11 protein-coding genes are annotated in these 14906 nt (G+C 65.1%); 6 read left to right on the top strand and 5 right to left on the bottom strand.

What is annotated here, in order from left to right; genetic code table 11:
- Positions 1-3 precede the first annotated feature (3 nt).
- Positions 4-1545, top strand: a complete 1542-nt coding sequence (locus CSQ95_RS15060; RefSeq protein WP_099410081.1) for an ATP-binding protein — start codon at positions 4-6, stop codon at positions 1543-1545.
- Positions 1546-1548: 3 nt separating this feature from the next.
- Here CSQ95_RS15060 and CSQ95_RS15055 read toward each other — a convergent pair whose 3' ends face one another.
- Positions 1549-3435, bottom strand: a complete 1887-nt coding sequence (locus CSQ95_RS15055) for an MFS transporter (RefSeq protein ID WP_099410080.1) — start codon at positions 3433-3435, stop codon at positions 1549-1551.
- A 246-nt stretch (positions 3436-3681) separates the two neighbouring features.
- On the opposite strand from CSQ95_RS15055, the gene CSQ95_RS15050 reads away from it, so the two are divergent.
- Together CSQ95_RS15050 and CSQ95_RS15045 are read left to right on the top strand one after the other, a co-directional pair.
- Positions 3682-6900, top strand: coding sequence for a DUF2339 domain-containing protein (locus tag CSQ95_RS15050; RefSeq protein WP_099410079.1), 3219 nt, complete (start codon positions 3682-3684; stop codon positions 6898-6900).
- Positions 6897-8351 carry a DUF3999 family protein gene (locus CSQ95_RS15045; RefSeq protein ID WP_099410078.1) on the top strand — a complete coding sequence of 485 codons (1455 nt, stop codon included), beginning with the start codon at positions 6897-6899 and terminating at the stop codon, positions 8349-8351. The genes CSQ95_RS15050 and CSQ95_RS15045 overlap by 4 nt, the downstream gene beginning before the upstream one ends.
- Before the next feature lie 24 nt (positions 8352-8375).
- Here CSQ95_RS15045 and CSQ95_RS15040 read toward each other — a convergent pair whose 3' ends face one another.
- Positions 8376-9119: a helix-turn-helix transcriptional regulator gene (locus CSQ95_RS15040; protein WP_143449980.1), complete on the bottom strand. Its 744-nt coding sequence runs from the start codon at positions 9117-9119 to the stop codon at positions 8376-8378.
- Positions 9120-9279: 160 nt separating this feature from the next.
- Between CSQ95_RS15040 and CSQ95_RS15035 the strand changes: the two genes are divergently transcribed.
- Genes CSQ95_RS15035 through CSQ95_RS15025 form a run of 3 tightly spaced genes read left to right on the top strand, consistent with a single transcriptional unit; the run spans position 9280 to position 10927 of the window.
- Complete coding sequence (locus CSQ95_RS15035; protein ID WP_099410077.1) at positions 9280-9702, top strand: hypothetical protein; 423 nt, start codon at positions 9280-9282, stop codon at positions 9700-9702.
- A 23-nt stretch (positions 9703-9725) separates the two neighbouring features.
- On the top strand, positions 9726-10139 hold the full coding sequence (locus CSQ95_RS15030) for a hypothetical protein (protein WP_143449979.1): 414 nt from the start codon (positions 9726-9728) through the stop codon (positions 10137-10139).
- Between the two features lie 5 nt (positions 10140-10144).
- Entirely contained in the window at positions 10145-10927 is a 783-nt protein-coding gene (locus CSQ95_RS15025; protein ID WP_099410075.1) for a DUF2145 domain-containing protein, read from the top strand.
- On the opposite strand, the gene CSQ95_RS15020 is transcribed toward CSQ95_RS15025, so the two are convergent.
- From CSQ95_RS15020 to CSQ95_RS15010, 3 genes are read right to left on the bottom strand one after another with little or no spacing between them, the layout of a single operon-like run.
- A complete protein-coding gene (locus CSQ95_RS15020; RefSeq protein ID WP_099410074.1) occupies positions 10924-11970 on the bottom strand; it encodes an AbrB family transcriptional regulator in 1047 nt (348 codons plus the stop codon). The genes CSQ95_RS15025 and CSQ95_RS15020 overlap by 4 nt on opposite strands.
- 2 nt (positions 11971-11972) lie before the next feature.
- Positions 11973-13046: an ABC transporter ATP-binding protein gene (locus tag CSQ95_RS15015; protein WP_099410073.1), complete on the bottom strand. Its 1074-nt coding sequence runs from the start codon at positions 13044-13046 to the stop codon at positions 11973-11975.
- 20 nt (positions 13047-13066) lie between these two features.
- Positions 13067-14857, bottom strand: a complete 1791-nt coding sequence (locus tag CSQ95_RS15010) for an iron ABC transporter permease (protein WP_070219148.1) — start codon at positions 14855-14857, stop codon at positions 13067-13069.
- Positions 14858-14906: the final 49 nt, after the last annotated feature.

The raw sequence follows: 14906 nt of genomic DNA, 5'->3' as shown, positions 1-14906 counted from the left end.
ACCATGGAGCAGCGCATCCTGATCTACGCGCCTGCCGGCCAGGATGCCGCCCTGGCCGGCACGGTATTGGCGGGCAGCGCCATCGCCAGCCACGCCTGCCGCTCGCCCGGCGAACTGGCCGAGCAGCTGGCGCTGGGCGCCGGCGGCGTGCTGACGGTGGAAGAGGCGCTGCATGCCGGCGTCTACACCGTGCTCGACGCCTATGCCCGGCAGCAGCCGGACTGGTCCGACTTGCCCATCATCCTGCTGACGCACGCGGGACTCGATTCCCTGCCCGTGCGGCAAGCTATTTCCACCCTGGGCAACCTGACCCTGCTGGAACGCCCCGTGCACATCCTGACCCTGATCACCTCGGCGCACGCCATGCTGCGCGCGCGCCAGCGCCAGTACCAGTTGCGCGAGACGCAGCGGCGCAAGGACGAATTCATTGCCAGCCTCGGCCATGAACTGCGCAATCCGCTGGCGCCCATCAAGTCGTCGGTGGCCCTGCTCAAGCACCTGTTTCCGGCATCGGCGCAGGTCGGCAAGGTGAGCGACGTGATCGAGCGCCAGGTGACGCACCTGACGCGGCTGGTGGACGACTTGCTCGACGTGGCGCGCATCACCAGCGGCAAGGTCCTGCTGCAGCGCAAGGAGTTCGAGTTACAGCAAGTGCTCGAGCATGTCATCGAACTATGCCTGCCTGCGGCCAGCAGCCGGCACATCCGCATCACCGTCGATCTACCGCCGCATGCCGTGACATTGCACGCCGACTATGCCCGGGTGGTGCAGATCTTTGCCAATATCGTCTCGAATGCCGTGAAATTCACGCCGGACGGCGGGCTCATCCACATTACGGCGCGCCTAGCGCAGGGCCAGTTGCAGGTGATGATCGAAGACAATGGCATCGGCATCGACCCGGACGCCATCGCGCGCATCTTTTCCATGTTCGAACAGGGACGCACGGTGGCGGGCCAGATGACCAGCGGCCTGGGCATCGGCCTCAGCCTGGCGCGCCAATTTGCCGAAATGCATGGCGGCAGCATCGAGGCCTACAGCGACGGCCCCGGACGTGGCAGCCGTTTCATCGTCACCTTGCCGGCCAGCGCCGGCGGTGCCCCGCCCGCCACGCCGTCCGCCGCCGGAAGCGGCACGCCCGCCGGCGCGGGCCAGCCCGTGCCAGTGCTGGTGGTGGACGACAACCGCGACGCGGCCGATTCCCTGCAAAGCCTGTTCCAGCTCGAGGGCTATGCCGCCCAGGTCGCGTATGGCGGCGCGCAGGCGCTGGCAGCCGTGGAGATGGCGTGGCCGCAACTGGTGGTGATGGATCTGGGCATGCCGGACATGGATGGCTACGAAGCGGCGCGCCAGATACGCCAGCGTGCGCACGGGCGCGACGTGCTGATGATCGCCCTGACGGGCTGGGGCCAGGGCGAAGCGCGCGCACGCACGGAGCAAGCCGGTTTCGACCATCACCTGACGAAACCCGTGGATTTCGACGCCATCACCGCCCTGCTGCGCGCCCACCTGGCGCGGCAGGAAGGGACGGCTACGCAAACGCCATAGCGCTTATTTCCACTTGCCGCGCAGTTCCTGCACCTTTTGCTGCAACAGTTCCGGCGTGGCGGCCTCGGGCGCCACGGGCATGCCCACGGCCAGCGACAGACGCGAGCGCAAGCCCGCCTTGAAGGCGCGCTCGAACAAATGGCCGTTGCGATGGCTCAACAGATGGCCCCACAAGCCGCGCAGCGCCAGCGGAATCACGGGTACCTTGCTGCGCTCGACGATCTTGGCGATGCCGCCCTTGAATTCGCTGATCTGGCCCGTGCGGGTCAGTTTCCCTTCGGGGAAAATGCAGACGAGTTCGCCTTGATGCAGCGCTTGCGCGATATCGATGAAGGCCTTTTCCATCAGGAAAGGATCTTCCTTGGCCGGCGCGATGGGAATCGCCTTGGCCGTGCGGAAAATCCAGCCCATCAGCGGCATCTTGAAGATACGGTGGTCCATGACGAAGCGGATCGGACGCGGGCTGGCCGCCATGATGACGATGGCGTCCACATAGCTGACGTGGTTGCAAACCAGCACGGCCGCGCCTTCCGCGGGGATGCGCTCGCCATCGACGACTTTGACCCGGTGCACGGTCTGGATGAGTATCCATGCCAGGAAGCGCATGAGGAATTCCGGCACCAGCGAGAAGATATAGGCAGCCACCAGCGCATTCAGAATCGCCGTGACGAGGAACAGCTGGGGTATGGTGAAACCCTTTCCCAGCAGCACGATGGCCACGCCGGCGGCCGCCACCATGAACAGGGCGTTCAGGATATTCATGCCGGCAATCGTGCGCGAAATGTGTTTGGGGTCGCAGCGCGTCTGGATCAGGGCGAACAGGGGCACGATGAAAAAGCCGCCGAACACGCCGATCATGACGATGTCGATCAGGATGCGCGGCACGCCCGCCTGGCCCACAAACGCCAGCGCATCGACCACCTGCGTGTTGACATACGCATTGCTGGCGAAATACAGGTCGATGCCGAACAGCGACAGGCCGATGGAGCCGAACGGCACCAGGCCGATCTCGATCTTGTGGCCCGACAGCCGCTCGCACAACAGGGAGCCCGTGCCGATGCCGACGGAAAACACCGTCAGCAGCAGCACAAACACGCTGTGATCGCCATGCAGGAAATCCTTCGAATACACGGGAAACTGGGCCAGGATCAGGGCGCCGTAAAACCAGAACCAGGAGTTGCCCAGCATGGCCAGGAAGACGGGGCGGTTCTTGCGCGAAAAATTCAGGTTGCGCAACGATTCGGCGACAAAATTCAGACTCACCTTCAAGTCCGGCTCGGGCGCGGGCGTGCGCGGCACGCGGTAGCTGGCGATCAGGCCGAAGACGGCCACGGCAATCGTCGCGCCGGCCACCAGTTCCACGCCCAGCGGCTTGTGCACGATCAGCACGGCGCCGAGGATTTCACCCAACAAGATGCCGACAAACGTCCCCATCTCGATCAGGCCATTACCGCCGACCAATTCCTCGGGTTTGAGCTGCTGCGGCAGATACGCATACTTGACGGGGCCGAACAGGGTCGAATGCACGCCCATGCCGACCACGGCGGCCACCAGCAGCCACAGCGTGTGCGTCATCCAACCGGCGGCGGCCACGGCCATGATGGCCAGCTCCATCCATTTGACGAAACGGGCCAGGCCCGCCTTTTCAAACTTGTCGGCCAGCTGGCCGGCCGTGGCCGAAAACACGACGTAGGGCAGGATAAACAGGCCGGGAATCAGATTCGTGATGGTGGACGGGTCGAGCGTGGTCCAGCTCAGCGCATCGTAGGCGAGGATCACCATCAGGGCCGTCTTGAACAGATTGTCGTTGAAGGCGCCAAAGAACTGGGTCCAGAAGAAGGGCCCGAAACGGCGCTGCGACAATAAGGAAAACTGGCTGCTTTGACTCATGGCATGGGGAACCGGCAATTAAGGAATTGCTAAAATACAGCACTATCTTGCGCGCGACAATCTGAATGTCGTCATATTGCTCGGCGTCAATACGGGAAACAACCTGCCACGCCATGCTGGCCATGTCTTCCTGATGCCGCCCCTGGCACTTGCCATGACGCAACAGAAATCGCCAGTCTCTTAATAATAAGGTAATGTGCGCATACTTCGGGCGCCTTCGCCCTGCCCTTCCAGGAAAGCTACTCCATGTTTGGATTGATCACGCTGTTCATACTAGGCTTGCTGATTACCGCCTTCGTGCTGGCATTGCAATACCGCAGAAAGGTGGCCGATCTGGAGCTGCTGACGGCGCGCCTGCGCAAGGAAGTCAGCGGCATCCAGCAGCGCCTGCAAGCGCTGGAAGGCCAGGCGGACGCGCCAATTGCCCCGCCCGCCGTAGAGAGTGTTGTGCCGGTGCCGGTGCCGGTGCCGGTGCCGGTGCCTGTGCCTGTGCCTGTGCCGGTGCCTGTTTCCGCGCCGACGCCGGTGCCGCAAGCGGCCATGACCGAGCCGGTCGAACTGGCAAAGGCCGCGCCGGCGCCAGCCGCCCCCGTGACGCCCAAGCCGGTGCCACCCGCCGCGCCGGCTCCCGCCAAACCCGTCCCCGCCGTTCCGAATACCCCGTCCTGGATCGCGCGCCCGGATGGCCTGTTTGCCAAGGCGAAGAACTGGCTGTTTACCGGCAATCTGGTCGCCAAGCTGGGTTTGCTGATCCTCTTCCTCGGCGTCAGCTTCCTGCTCAAATACGTGTCGGCGCAGGTCACGCTGCCCATCGAGCTGCGCCTGGCCGGCATCGCGCTGGCCGACATCGCCCTGCTGGCCTGGGCCTGGCGCATCCGCGTCAAGCGTCCCGGCATCAGCTTGCCGCTGCAGGGCACGGCGCTGGCGATATTGATGCTGGTGACGTTCGGCGCCTTCCGCCTGTATGAACTGATCCCGGCCGGCCTGGCGTTTGCCGTGCTGTTCGTGCTGACGGCGTTCACGTGTTTGCTGGCCGTGCTGCAAAACGCCGTCTGGCTGGCCGTCTTCGGCATCGTCGGCGGCTTTGCCGTACCCTTGCTCGTGTCGACGGGCAGCGGCAACCATATCGGCCTGTTCAGCTATTACGCGCTGCTCAATGCGGGCGTCTTCGCCATCGCCCTGAAACGCGCCTGGCGCGTGCTGAATGTGCTGAGCTTTGGCTTCACCTTCGTCGTCGCCACCACCTGGGGCCTGCTGCGCTACACCCCGGACAACTACCTGTCGACGCAATTGTTTTTGATCCTGTTCGTGCTGTTCTATATCGGCATCGCGATCGCCTACTGCGCACGCCAAGCGCCGCGCCTCAAGCACTACGTGGATGGCACGCTCGTGTTCGGCACGCCGCTGGCCGCCATGGGCCTGCAATACGGCCTGGTCCGGCACTTTGAATTTGGCCTGGCGTTTTCCGCCCTGGTCGCCGGTTTGACTTACACGGGCCTGGCCGTGGCCCTGTGGCGCCGCGAAGGCTTCCGTCTGCTGGCCGAAGCCTTCCTCGCGCTGGGCATCGTCTTCGGCACCCTGGCCATCCCGTTCGCCCTCGATGGCCGCTGGACGTCGGCCGCCTGGGCGCTGGAAGGCGCGGGCATCGTCTGGGTCGGCTTGCGCCAGCGCCAAACGCTGGCCTGGGCCTTCGGCCTGCTGGTGCAGGGGGCCGCGTGGCTTGCCTTCCTCACCGCCATGCAGGAACTCAATACGGCATCGGCCCTGCAGGCCAACATCTGGCTCGGCTGCGCGCTGCTGGCCGCCGCCGCGCTGGTGATGGCCTACAATTTCCGCCGCCATGGCAGCCACTTGCATCCGGAGTTCATGAGCAGCATGTCCGTGCTGTTCCTGACGGCCGCCACGGTCTGGCTGCTGGGCGGTATCTGGAGCGAGATCCTGCTGCGCACGGACGCCGCCACGCAACTGAACCTGCTGACGATCAGCGCGCTGGCAGTGGCGGCCCTGCTGGCGGCTCTGGCGCGGCGCGAGCAATGGCATGCGCCGCGCGCGCTGCTGCTGGCCGTGCAGGTACTGGCCGGCATGGTCATGCTCAGCCGCGCCAGCTGGGCCTGGGACCAGCATCCGGCCAGCCTGTTCGGCGGCTCCTTCCTCAGCGCGCTGCTGCTGGGCGCCGCCGCCTTTGCCAGCGCCCGTTTCCTTGCGCTGCGCGCGCGCGGCGGCGACGCGCTGCTGGCCCTGGTAGCGCGCCCGCTGCTGGTCTGGAGCGGCTTGCTGTGGTTTGCCGCCATCCTCATGCCGTTCGTCAGCTGGCTGCTGCGCCTGATCGACGGCGACCTGACCATGCAGCCGCACGCGGGCGTGCACTGGCTGGCGCTGTACCTGATCGCCGTGTGCGTCACGACGCCCGTGTTCGCCATCCTGGCGCGGCGCCTCGATTGGCCGCAACTGCGCTGGCTGACCGTGGCAGCCTGGCTCGGCCTGGGCCTGTGGAGCGCCAAGCTGCTGCTGGCGCTGTATGTGCGCGATTACCTGCCGACGGGCTTGAGCTGGCTGGCGCTGGCCTGCGCGCTGGCGGCCGGCGAATACCTGCTGCGGGCCTGGCCGCAAGCGGGCTGGCCACTCGACGTGCGGGCGCTGCGCCTGTTGCATACGCTGCGCACGGCCGCGCCATGGCTGATGCTGTGGCCCGTGGGCGCCATGCACGTCGGCGCCTGGCTGGCCCAGCATGAAGACAGCGTCAGCCCCGCCTGGGCCCGCTACTTGCCGGCCTGGGCCATGATGCTGGCACTGGCCTGGCTGATCCGCCGCTGCCGCGCGGGCGCCTGGCCGGTGGCGCCGATTGCCGCGTGGTACCAGCGCACCTTGATACCGCTGGGCGCGCTGTGGTCGCTGCTGCTGATCGCCGCATGGAACGTCTTTGACGATGGCGCCATGGCACCGCTGCCCTACTTGCCGCTGCTCAATCCACTGGACCTGAGCACGGGCTTTGCCGTGCTGCTGGCCATTGCCAGCTACCGTTTATTCCCGGCCGGCCAGATCCCGCTGCCATCCCTGTGGCAAGCGCGCTTGCCCGTCGTGGCCGCGTGTTTGCTGTATGGCTGGTTCAACCTGATGCTGCTGCGCACGGTGTCGCACTACCTCGGCGTGCCCTACACCTTTGACGCCATGCTGGCCTCGCAGTTCGTGCAAGCGATGCTGTCGCTCGTGTGGAGCGTCACGGCCCTGCTGCTGATGCGCCATGCGGCCCGCCAGCAGCGGCGCCAGCAATGGAGTATGGGCGCCGTGCTGCTGGGACTGGTTGTCTTGAAACTGTTCCTGATCGACCTGTCGAACGTGGGCGGCATCGAACGCATCATCTCTTTCGTGGGTGTCGGCTTGCTGATGGTCTTGATCGGCTACCTGGCACCTTTTCCCAAGGCTGCCGCGACAGCGCCGGCCGAACCGCACCCGGGAGCCGCATGAAACCCATATTGATCTGTTGCAGCCTGCTGCTGGCGGGCGCCGCGCTGGCCGCGCCCGGCCAGGACCGGCCGCAGGACTATCGCTGGAGCATGCCCATCCAGGTGCCGGCGGGCGCGGGCATCGTCCAGCTATCGTTGCCCAGGGAAGTCTACCTGCACGCCAGCTCGGCCAGCCTGGCCGACCTGCGCCTGTTCGACGCCGACGGCAAGCGCCTGGCCTATGCCATCGGCGCGCCGCCCGCGCAATCGGCCACGCAGCGCACGAACATTCCAGCCCGTATCTTCCCCGTGACGGGCACGCCGGCAACTGGCGATGGCTTGCAAGGCATCGATATCCGCACGGCCGACGATGGCCGGCTGCTGTCGGTCAGCACGCGCGCCGGCACGGCAGCGGCGACGACGGCGCTGCAGGCGCTGATCCTCGACCTGGGCAAGCAAGGGCAAGACAAGCGCATAGCCGCCCTGCGCTTCACGCCGCCGGCCCGCACGGACAATTACAGTGCACAAGTGCTGCTGGAAGTAAGCGACGACCTGAAGCAATGGGACGCCATCGGTACCACCACCCTGAATTGGCTCAGCAACAGCGACACGCAAACCCTGGCCAACGACAGCATCGCCTTTGCGCCGCGCGCGTTTCGTTATGCGCGCCTGAGCTGGCAAGCGGGCGAACCGCTGGCCTTTGCCGCGATCACGGCGCAAGCCGTCAGCGAAACGGACATCGCCGCGCCGCGCGCCAGCGTCGTGCTGCAAGGCTTGCCTGGCAAGCAGGCGAATGAATGGCGCTATGCCACACCCCTCGCCATTCCCGCCGACAGCATCGCCCTGCAATTGACGCTGACCAATACGGTGCTGCCCGTGACCCTGGGCGTGTATCGCCAGAACAGCTATGTTCCCCGGCACCGGCTGCACCTGCGCCAGCAGGCGCGTCCCGCGCAAGGCGCCTATTTCGATCCCCTGCTGAGCACAACGTTTTACCGCATCGGCCTCGATGGCAAGGAACGGATTTCGGGCGATCTGGCCATGCCCGTGACGCAGACCAGCGAATGGGTGCTGCAGACATCCACGGAACACCCGCTCGCCGCCGGCAATGCGCCCGCCTTGCGCCTGGGCTGGACACCAGCCACTGTCGTCTTCCTGGCCAGCGGCAAGCCGCCCTACCAGCTGGCATTCGGCAACAGCAACGCCGCCGCCGTCGCGCAGCCGCTGTCGCAGGTGGCGCCCGGCTTCAAGGCGGACGAATTGCTGGCGCTGAAGACGGCCAGCGCCGGCCCGCTCCAGACCAATGCCGGCGCTGAAGCCCCCCCGCGCGTCAGCAAGGACGGGGCGCCGTGGCGCCTGGCCGCACTGTGGGCGGCACTGCTGCTGGGCGTGGGCGTGCTGGGCTTTTTTGCCTGGCGTTTGCTGACGCAGATGAAAGAGGAGCAAAGCAGTACGGACAAGCAGGAACATTAGCCGCTTGGCCGCGACATTGCTGCCTCACTGCCGCAGCAGCGCCTTGAACGTCTGCGGCATCCAGGGACGTGCCGCCAGCATGAAGCTGATGGCCAGGCGCTCGTCACCAGGCAGACGCGCATCTTCCTGGTGCTGCTGCGAAAATTCCACCGCCACTTGCTTCAGGCGCTCCAGCAAGGCCGCCGTGGATTTCTTCGACAGCATCACGTTCACCAGGCGCAGCAGTTCCGTTTCGCCATCGAATTGCGAATTCAGATAGTCGCCATACGCTTCCTTTTTGAAATACGTGTGGATGGGACCGTTCGGTATCCACGCAAACGTGCGTGCCACCAGCAGTTTGACCCGGTTATTCGGCAGCAGTTCCAGAAAACCGATCTTGTCGAGACGCAGCAGGTATTTCACGGCTTGCGCTTCGCTGATGTCATAGATGCCGACGATCTGTTCCAGCGGCAGCAGGTTCAGGGCGGACACGGCCACCACGAACAGCCGGGTGTCCTCGATGATTTCCTTTTCCTGCGCATACGTCAGGCCCGTGATCAGGGTGGGCGCGGCCTGGGCTGACTGCACGGCCAGTGCCAGCTGCTGGAAATCGCTGCCGATGGCCACCAGGATCTGGTCCAGCCGTTGCAGGGTAAATTGTTTCTGCGAAAACATCCGCTTGACGCTGGCTTCGGACACGCCGATGCGCTGGGCCAGCTCGGCATACGTGACGGAACGCGCTTTCAACAAGCGTTTCAAGGCCTCAATCAGGGCGTGGGTTTGCGGCATGCACTTCCTTTATAAAAATAGCATTGATTCAGGCGGCAAAAAAGTAGCGCAATACGCTACCTGCGGTATGCCTGCCCGCTACGAGTAGCGTTTTCATTGACCAATTGCCCACAGTCTACAATGATGGCGTTGCCACTTGGCACATTTGAAGGAGAAACACATGAAACGCCTGCTGCCCCTCTGCCTGTCCCTGTCGCTGTTGACGCTTTCCTTGGCCGCTCCCGGCCTGGTGCACGCCGCCGCCTCGGAGAACCTGTCGAAAGGCTCGCAAAACCTCAGCGACGGTTCCGCCGTCGTCGTCGCCGGCTCCATGTCGATGCTGGTCGCCTCCGGCCAGGTCGTCGTTGCCAGCGTGGAAACGGTGGGCGAAGGCATCGTCATCGTGCTGAAAGGCGCTTCCGAAGCGGGCGGCGCATCCATCCAGATGAGCACGCAAGCGGCCAAGAGCCTGTCGCTGGCGGCCGGCACCGTGGTCAATGTGGTGGCGCTGTCCACCGGCCACATGCTGGTTCTTTCCGGCAAGGCCATCGCCTTCATCCCGAACGAACTGGGCAAGGCGCTGCTGCACCACTCCAAAGTGTAACCACCATGAAGAACGGAAATTCCATGAAACAGTTGCTCGCCATGACCCTGCTGTGCGCCGCCACCATGGCGCCGCTGGCCCAGGCAAACTCCGATACCACCAACGCGTCCGACAACGCCAGCATGGCCTCGGCCATCGTGCTGGTCGGCTCCATGTCCGTGCTGGCCGCCGCCGGTGAAATCGTCATCGACAAGGTGGAAGACGTGGCCGACGGCAGCGTGCTCGTGCTCAAAAGCGCGGCCAACGGTGCCTCGCAGGCGGCTACGGCCTCCGTCAAGCTGAGCCAGAAGGCCATGCAAGGCCTGTCGCTGGCGGCCGGCACGGCCGTCAAGGTAGTGGCCGTCTCGACGGGCCACATGCTGATGCTGTCGGGCAAGGCCATCGCCTATGTGCCGAACGCGGCCGGCAATGCCATCCTCCACCATTCGAAAGCGTGAACCCCATGAAACGCCTGACCGTCATTGTTCTCAGCCTGGCCCTGGCCGGCACCGCCCATGCGGGGCGCTCGTGCGAAGAAAAGCAAACGGATGCGACCACCCTCGTCAAATCGATGGACCTGGCGCAAAAGACCCTGCGGGCGCTCGACGCTTCGGGCGCGCAGGTGGCGCTGGTGGCGCGCGCCGGCCAGGACCTGTCGAAGTACAATTTGCGCTATTCGCACATGGCGCTGGCCTGGCGCGACCACCCGAAAGGCCGCTGGCTGGTGGTGCATGAACTCAATGAATGCGGCACGGCGCAGTCGTCGCTGTACAACGAAGGCTTGGGCAATTTCTTCATGGATGATGTGTTCATGTACGAAACGCTGATCCTGATTCCCGGCCAGGATACGCAGCAGCAACTGGTGCGCCTGCTGACCAGCAACACGCCCAAGCGCCTGCATGAGCCGCACTACAATATGCTGGCCTACCCGTTTTCCACCAAGTACCAGAACTCGAACCAGTGGGTGCTGGAAACCCTGGCCGCCGCCAGCAACGAGCCTGGCAAGATCGAAACGCGCGCCGAAGCGCAAGGCTGGCTGCGCAGCGCCAGCTACGCGCCGCAAACGCTGAGCATACCCGCCGCCACGCGACTGGGCGCGCGCATGTTCCGCGCGAATATCGCCTTCGACGATCACCCGTTCGAGCGCCGCATGACGCGCCAGATCGACGTCGTCACCGTCGACTCCATCGTGCGCTTCATGCGCCAGCGCGAACCGCAGGTGCAGGAAATCGTCGTGCGGAACTAAGGACGCTGCAGCAGCCGGAACAGCGGACCTGTCAGCAATACAAGCACCACCATGCGCGCGACGTGGAACGCCGTGACGATGGGCACGCCCAACTGCAGGGTCTTGGCCGTCAGCGACATTTCCGCGATGCCGCCGGGCGAAGTGGCCAGGATGGCCGTGCCCGGGTGGATGCCCAGCCAGTGCGCCAAGCCCAGCCCGAAGGCGGCCGCCAACAGCAGCATCAGGACACTGCACAGGGCAACGCCGGCCAGGTAGCGGGGAGCGGCATGCAGGAAGGCGGGACTCAAGCGCGTGCCCAGGGCGATGCCGATGAACAGCTGGCCCGCGCGTATCATCCATTCGGGCAGGCGCGACAAATGGATGCCACACGCCGTCAGCAGCAGCGCGGCCAGCAGCGGGCCGATGACCCAGGCATTCGGCAACTGGCCCCGTTTGAAGGCAAGGGCCGCCAGCACCGTGATGCCGACCAGCAGCGCCAGCCCGCCATAGTCGACCAGCGCGGCGCCCGGCACGAAGCTTTCATGCCCCGCGGCCAGGCCATGGCTGCCCCAGTAGCGCACGCCGAAGGGAATCGTCGCCACCACCAGCATCATGCGCAAACTGTGCGCGGCGGCGACCTTGCCCACGTCGGCGCCATGGCGCTCGCTCTGCACCGCCATCTCGGACGCGCCACCGACAGCCATGGCAAAAAAGGCGGTGGCCTGGTCGACGCCGGAAAGGCGCCGCAGCAGCATGGCGCCAGACGCCCCCAGCGCCAGCGCGAACAGCACGGCGCCGGCGATCCACGGCATATAGAGAATGAGGACGGCCAGCACGGGCGCCGTGAAATACAGGCCCAGGGCCGTGCCGATGGCCCACTGGCCCGCCTCGCGCACGCGCACGGGGCAGACCAGTTCGCGCCCTGCCAGGCGCAGGGCGCCCGTGGCAAACAGGGGGCCGATCATCCACGGCAGCGGCGTGTGCAGCCACAGGCAGATGGCGACGCCCGCCAGCCCGGCGGCCAGCGCGGCAGCAAAGGCGCGCCAGCGCGGCCACCACGGCACCGTTAAAACACCCAGAGTTTATCGGCCGGCATGTGCAGCCAGTACTTGCCCGCTTCGAGCTTGTGGCGCGAATACGCGCGCAGGCTGATGTTCTCGGCGCCGCCGCGCTCGAACAGGCATTCCCAGCGGTCGCCCAGATACATGCAGGTCAGGAGCGGCAGCTCGATGGCGTTGTCCACCTGCGTGGCGCTGATCTTCACTTCCTCGACGCGTATCATCGTCGTCACTTCCGTGCCCACGTTGGCCCCGCGCGCCACGCCCTGCATGGAGGCGCCATCGACCAGCAGGCGCACGGCGCTGCCATCGCGCTGCACCACCTTGCCGGGCAGGCGGTTGTTACTGCCCATGAATTCGGCCGTAAACAGGGTGTCGGGCGTTTCATACATGCTTTGCGGCGTGCCCTGCTGCTCGATCTTGCCGTTATTGAGCAGCAAAATACGGTCGGAAATGGCCATCGCCTCACCCTGGTCATGCGTCACCATCAGCGCGGACAGGCCCAGGCGCACGATCAGCTCGCGCAGAAAGGCGCGCGCTTCCTCGCGCAGCTTGGCGTCCAGGTTCGACAGCGGTTCGTCGAGCAGGATCACGGGCGGGTTGTACACCAGCGCACGGGCGATCGCCACGCGCTGCTGCTGGCCGCCGGACAGCTGGTGCGGATAGCGTTCGCCCAGGTGCCCCAGGCCCAGCTGCGTCAGCACTTCCTTGATGCGCGCGGCGATTTCCGTGCTGCCCATCTTGCGCAGTTTGAGGCCGTAGGCGACGTTGTCGAACACGGTCTTGTGCGGCCACAGCGCGTACGACTGGAACACCAGGCCCAGGTTGCGGTGCTCGGCCGGCATCTCGAAATGCTGCGCGCCGTCGAAGACATTGCGCTCGCCGATCTGGATCGTGCCCGCCTTCGGGCTTTCCAGTCCCGCCACGGCGCGCAGCAAGGTGGTCTTGCCGCTGCCCGAAGGCCCCAGCAGGGCGACCACTTCGCCTTTTTGCAGGTGCATCGAGACACCCTTCAGTATCTGGTTGGCGGCAGCGCCCGTGCCGTAGTCCAGGTGCAATTCATTGACGGTCAGTTCATTCATGATGTGGTCTCAGTTTCTAATTAGTTATGCAACTTCACGCCGAAGCGCAGCGCGATGCCCAGGCCGATGGCCACCAGGGTGATATTGATGAAGGACAGCGCCGCCACCAGGTCGGTCGAACCGCCCGCCCACAGCGATACCAGCATGGCGCCGATCACTTCCGTGCCCGGCGAGAGCAGGTACACGCCCGTCGAGTATTCGCGCTCGAAGATCAGGAACACCATCAGCCAGGCGCCCAGCAAGCCGTATTTGATCAGCGGCAGGGTCACGTCGCGCGTCACCTGGCCGCGGCTGGCGCCGACGGCGCGCGCCGCCTCTTCCAGCTCCGGCCCCACTTGCAGCAGCGCCGTGGAAATGAGGCGCATGCCGTAGGCCATCCACACCACCGAATACGCGAGCCACAGGGCGAAAATCGTCGAGCGCACTTCGCGCAGCACGGGGATCACATGGCCGCTCAGCCACAGCGCCACGCCGTTGTCCATGCCTTTCAAGATGCCGTCAAGCCAGGCTGGCACGAACAGGAAGACCCACAGGAACGACAGGCCGGCCAGCAGGCCCGGCACGGCGCGCGGCACCAGCACGCTGTAGTCGAGCAGGCGCGTGATGCCGTCCTGCTTGCGGTGCATGGCCAGCGCGATGAAACTGTAGCAGCCGACGGCCAGCGCGCCGCCGACGACGCCGATCAGGATGGTGTTGACGATGCCGCGCACCAGCGACGGCTGGTCGAAAATGTCGCGGAAATGCTGCAAGGTCAAGACGTCGGCCAGGTGCACGCCCTCGCCCCAGTACTGCACGAAGGAGCGCAGCACGATACCCGTCAACGGCAGGATGATGGTGAAGATCAGCCAGCCGGCCAGCAAAGCGAACGCCAGCCACTTCCAGCGGCCCAGCGGCATGGCCTTGCTGCGCGCGCCCTTGCCCTTGATCGACACATACTTGTTGGCCGATTTCAGCAGCCAGCGCTGTATCATCACCAGCGGCATGGTCACCATCACCAGGCAGACGGCGACGGCGGCCATCAGGTGATACGACGGCGTACCGAGCTTGTTCGTCAGCTTGTACAGATAGGTCGGCAGCACCAGGTGGCCTTCCGGATCGCCGAGCACCAGCACCAGGCCGAACACTTCGAAGCCGAGGAAAAATACCAGCACGCCCGCATACGCCAGCGCCGGCATGATCATCGGCAGCGACACGTTGAGCATCACCTGGATCGGCGAGGCGCCGGCCACGCGGGCCGCTTCCTCGACGTCCGAGCCCAGGCTTTTCAGGGCCGACGAAGCGTACAGGTAGACGTGCGGCACGTGCGTCAGGCCGGCGATGATGACGATGCTGGTGAAGGAATAAATATTCCACGGCACGAAACCGAGCAGCTCCTTGGCCCAGATCGAATAGAAGCCCACGGGCCCCATCGAGACGACGTAGCCGAAGCCCATCACCATCGGCGACACAAAAATCGGCACCAGCAGCATCGGGGCCACCCAGCCGCGGCCAGGCAGGTCCGTACGCACCATCAAAAAGGCCAGCATGCCGCCCAGCGGCACGGCGATCACGGTCAGGCCGAAGGCCAGCATCAGGCCATTCTTGAAGGCCATGGCGAAATCGGGATCATCGAAGATGAAACGATAGGAATCAAAGCCAAATTCGCGCACGGGCATGAAAAACGGCGCGTTCAAAAAGCTCTGGTAAAAAATCAGGAACAGCGGCAGGAAGATGGCGACCAGCGTGATCGCCACGACCACGCCGCGCGGCCAGTTCAGGCGCGACAAGGGAGAGCGCGACCGTGCAGGCAGCGGCAAGATAGCAGTTTGCATGATGAATCCAATGAATGAAGGGTGCGGCGTGCGCCCGCAAGCCAGGCTC

This window comes from Janthinobacterium sp. BJB304 (assembly GCF_002735765.1).
In the GTDB taxonomy this organism is placed as follows: Bacteria; Pseudomonadota; Gammaproteobacteria; order Burkholderiales; family Burkholderiaceae_D; genus Janthinobacterium.
Note: the sequence above shows the minus strand (reverse complement) of the source record. Positions and strands in the feature narration are given on the sequence as shown.

Excerpts from the sequence above, each read along its gene's own strand:
- CSQ95_RS15060 (WP_099410081.1), top strand. The coding sequence starts at position 4 with ATGGAGCAGCGCATCCTGATCTACGCGCCTGCCGGCCAGGATGCCGCC.
- CSQ95_RS15055 (WP_099410080.1), bottom strand. The coding sequence starts at position 3,435 with ATGAGTCAAAGCAGCCAGTTTTCCTTATTGTCGCAGCGCCGTTTCGGG.
- CSQ95_RS15050 (WP_099410079.1), top strand. The coding sequence starts at position 3,682 with ATGTTTGGATTGATCACGCTGTTCATACTAGGCTTGCTGATTACCGCC.
- CSQ95_RS15045 (WP_099410078.1), top strand. The coding sequence starts at position 6,897 with ATGAAACCCATATTGATCTGTTGCAGCCTGCTGCTGGCGGGCGCCGCG.
- CSQ95_RS15040 (WP_143449980.1), bottom strand. The coding sequence starts at position 9,119 with ATGCCGCAAACCCACGCCCTGATTGAGGCCTTGAAACGCTTGTTGAAA.
- CSQ95_RS15035 (WP_099410077.1), top strand. The coding sequence starts at position 9,280 with ATGAAACGCCTGCTGCCCCTCTGCCTGTCCCTGTCGCTGTTGACGCTT.
- CSQ95_RS15030 (WP_143449979.1), top strand. The coding sequence starts at position 9,726 with ATGAAACAGTTGCTCGCCATGACCCTGCTGTGCGCCGCCACCATGGCG.
- CSQ95_RS15025 (WP_099410075.1), top strand. The coding sequence starts at position 10,145 with ATGAAACGCCTGACCGTCATTGTTCTCAGCCTGGCCCTGGCCGGCACC.
- CSQ95_RS15015 (WP_099410073.1), bottom strand. The coding sequence starts at position 13,046 with ATGAATGAACTGACCGTCAATGAATTGCACCTGGACTACGGCACGGGC.
- CSQ95_RS15010 (WP_070219148.1), bottom strand. The coding sequence starts at position 14,857 with ATGCAAACTGCTATCTTGCCGCTGCCTGCACGGTCGCGCTCTCCCTTG.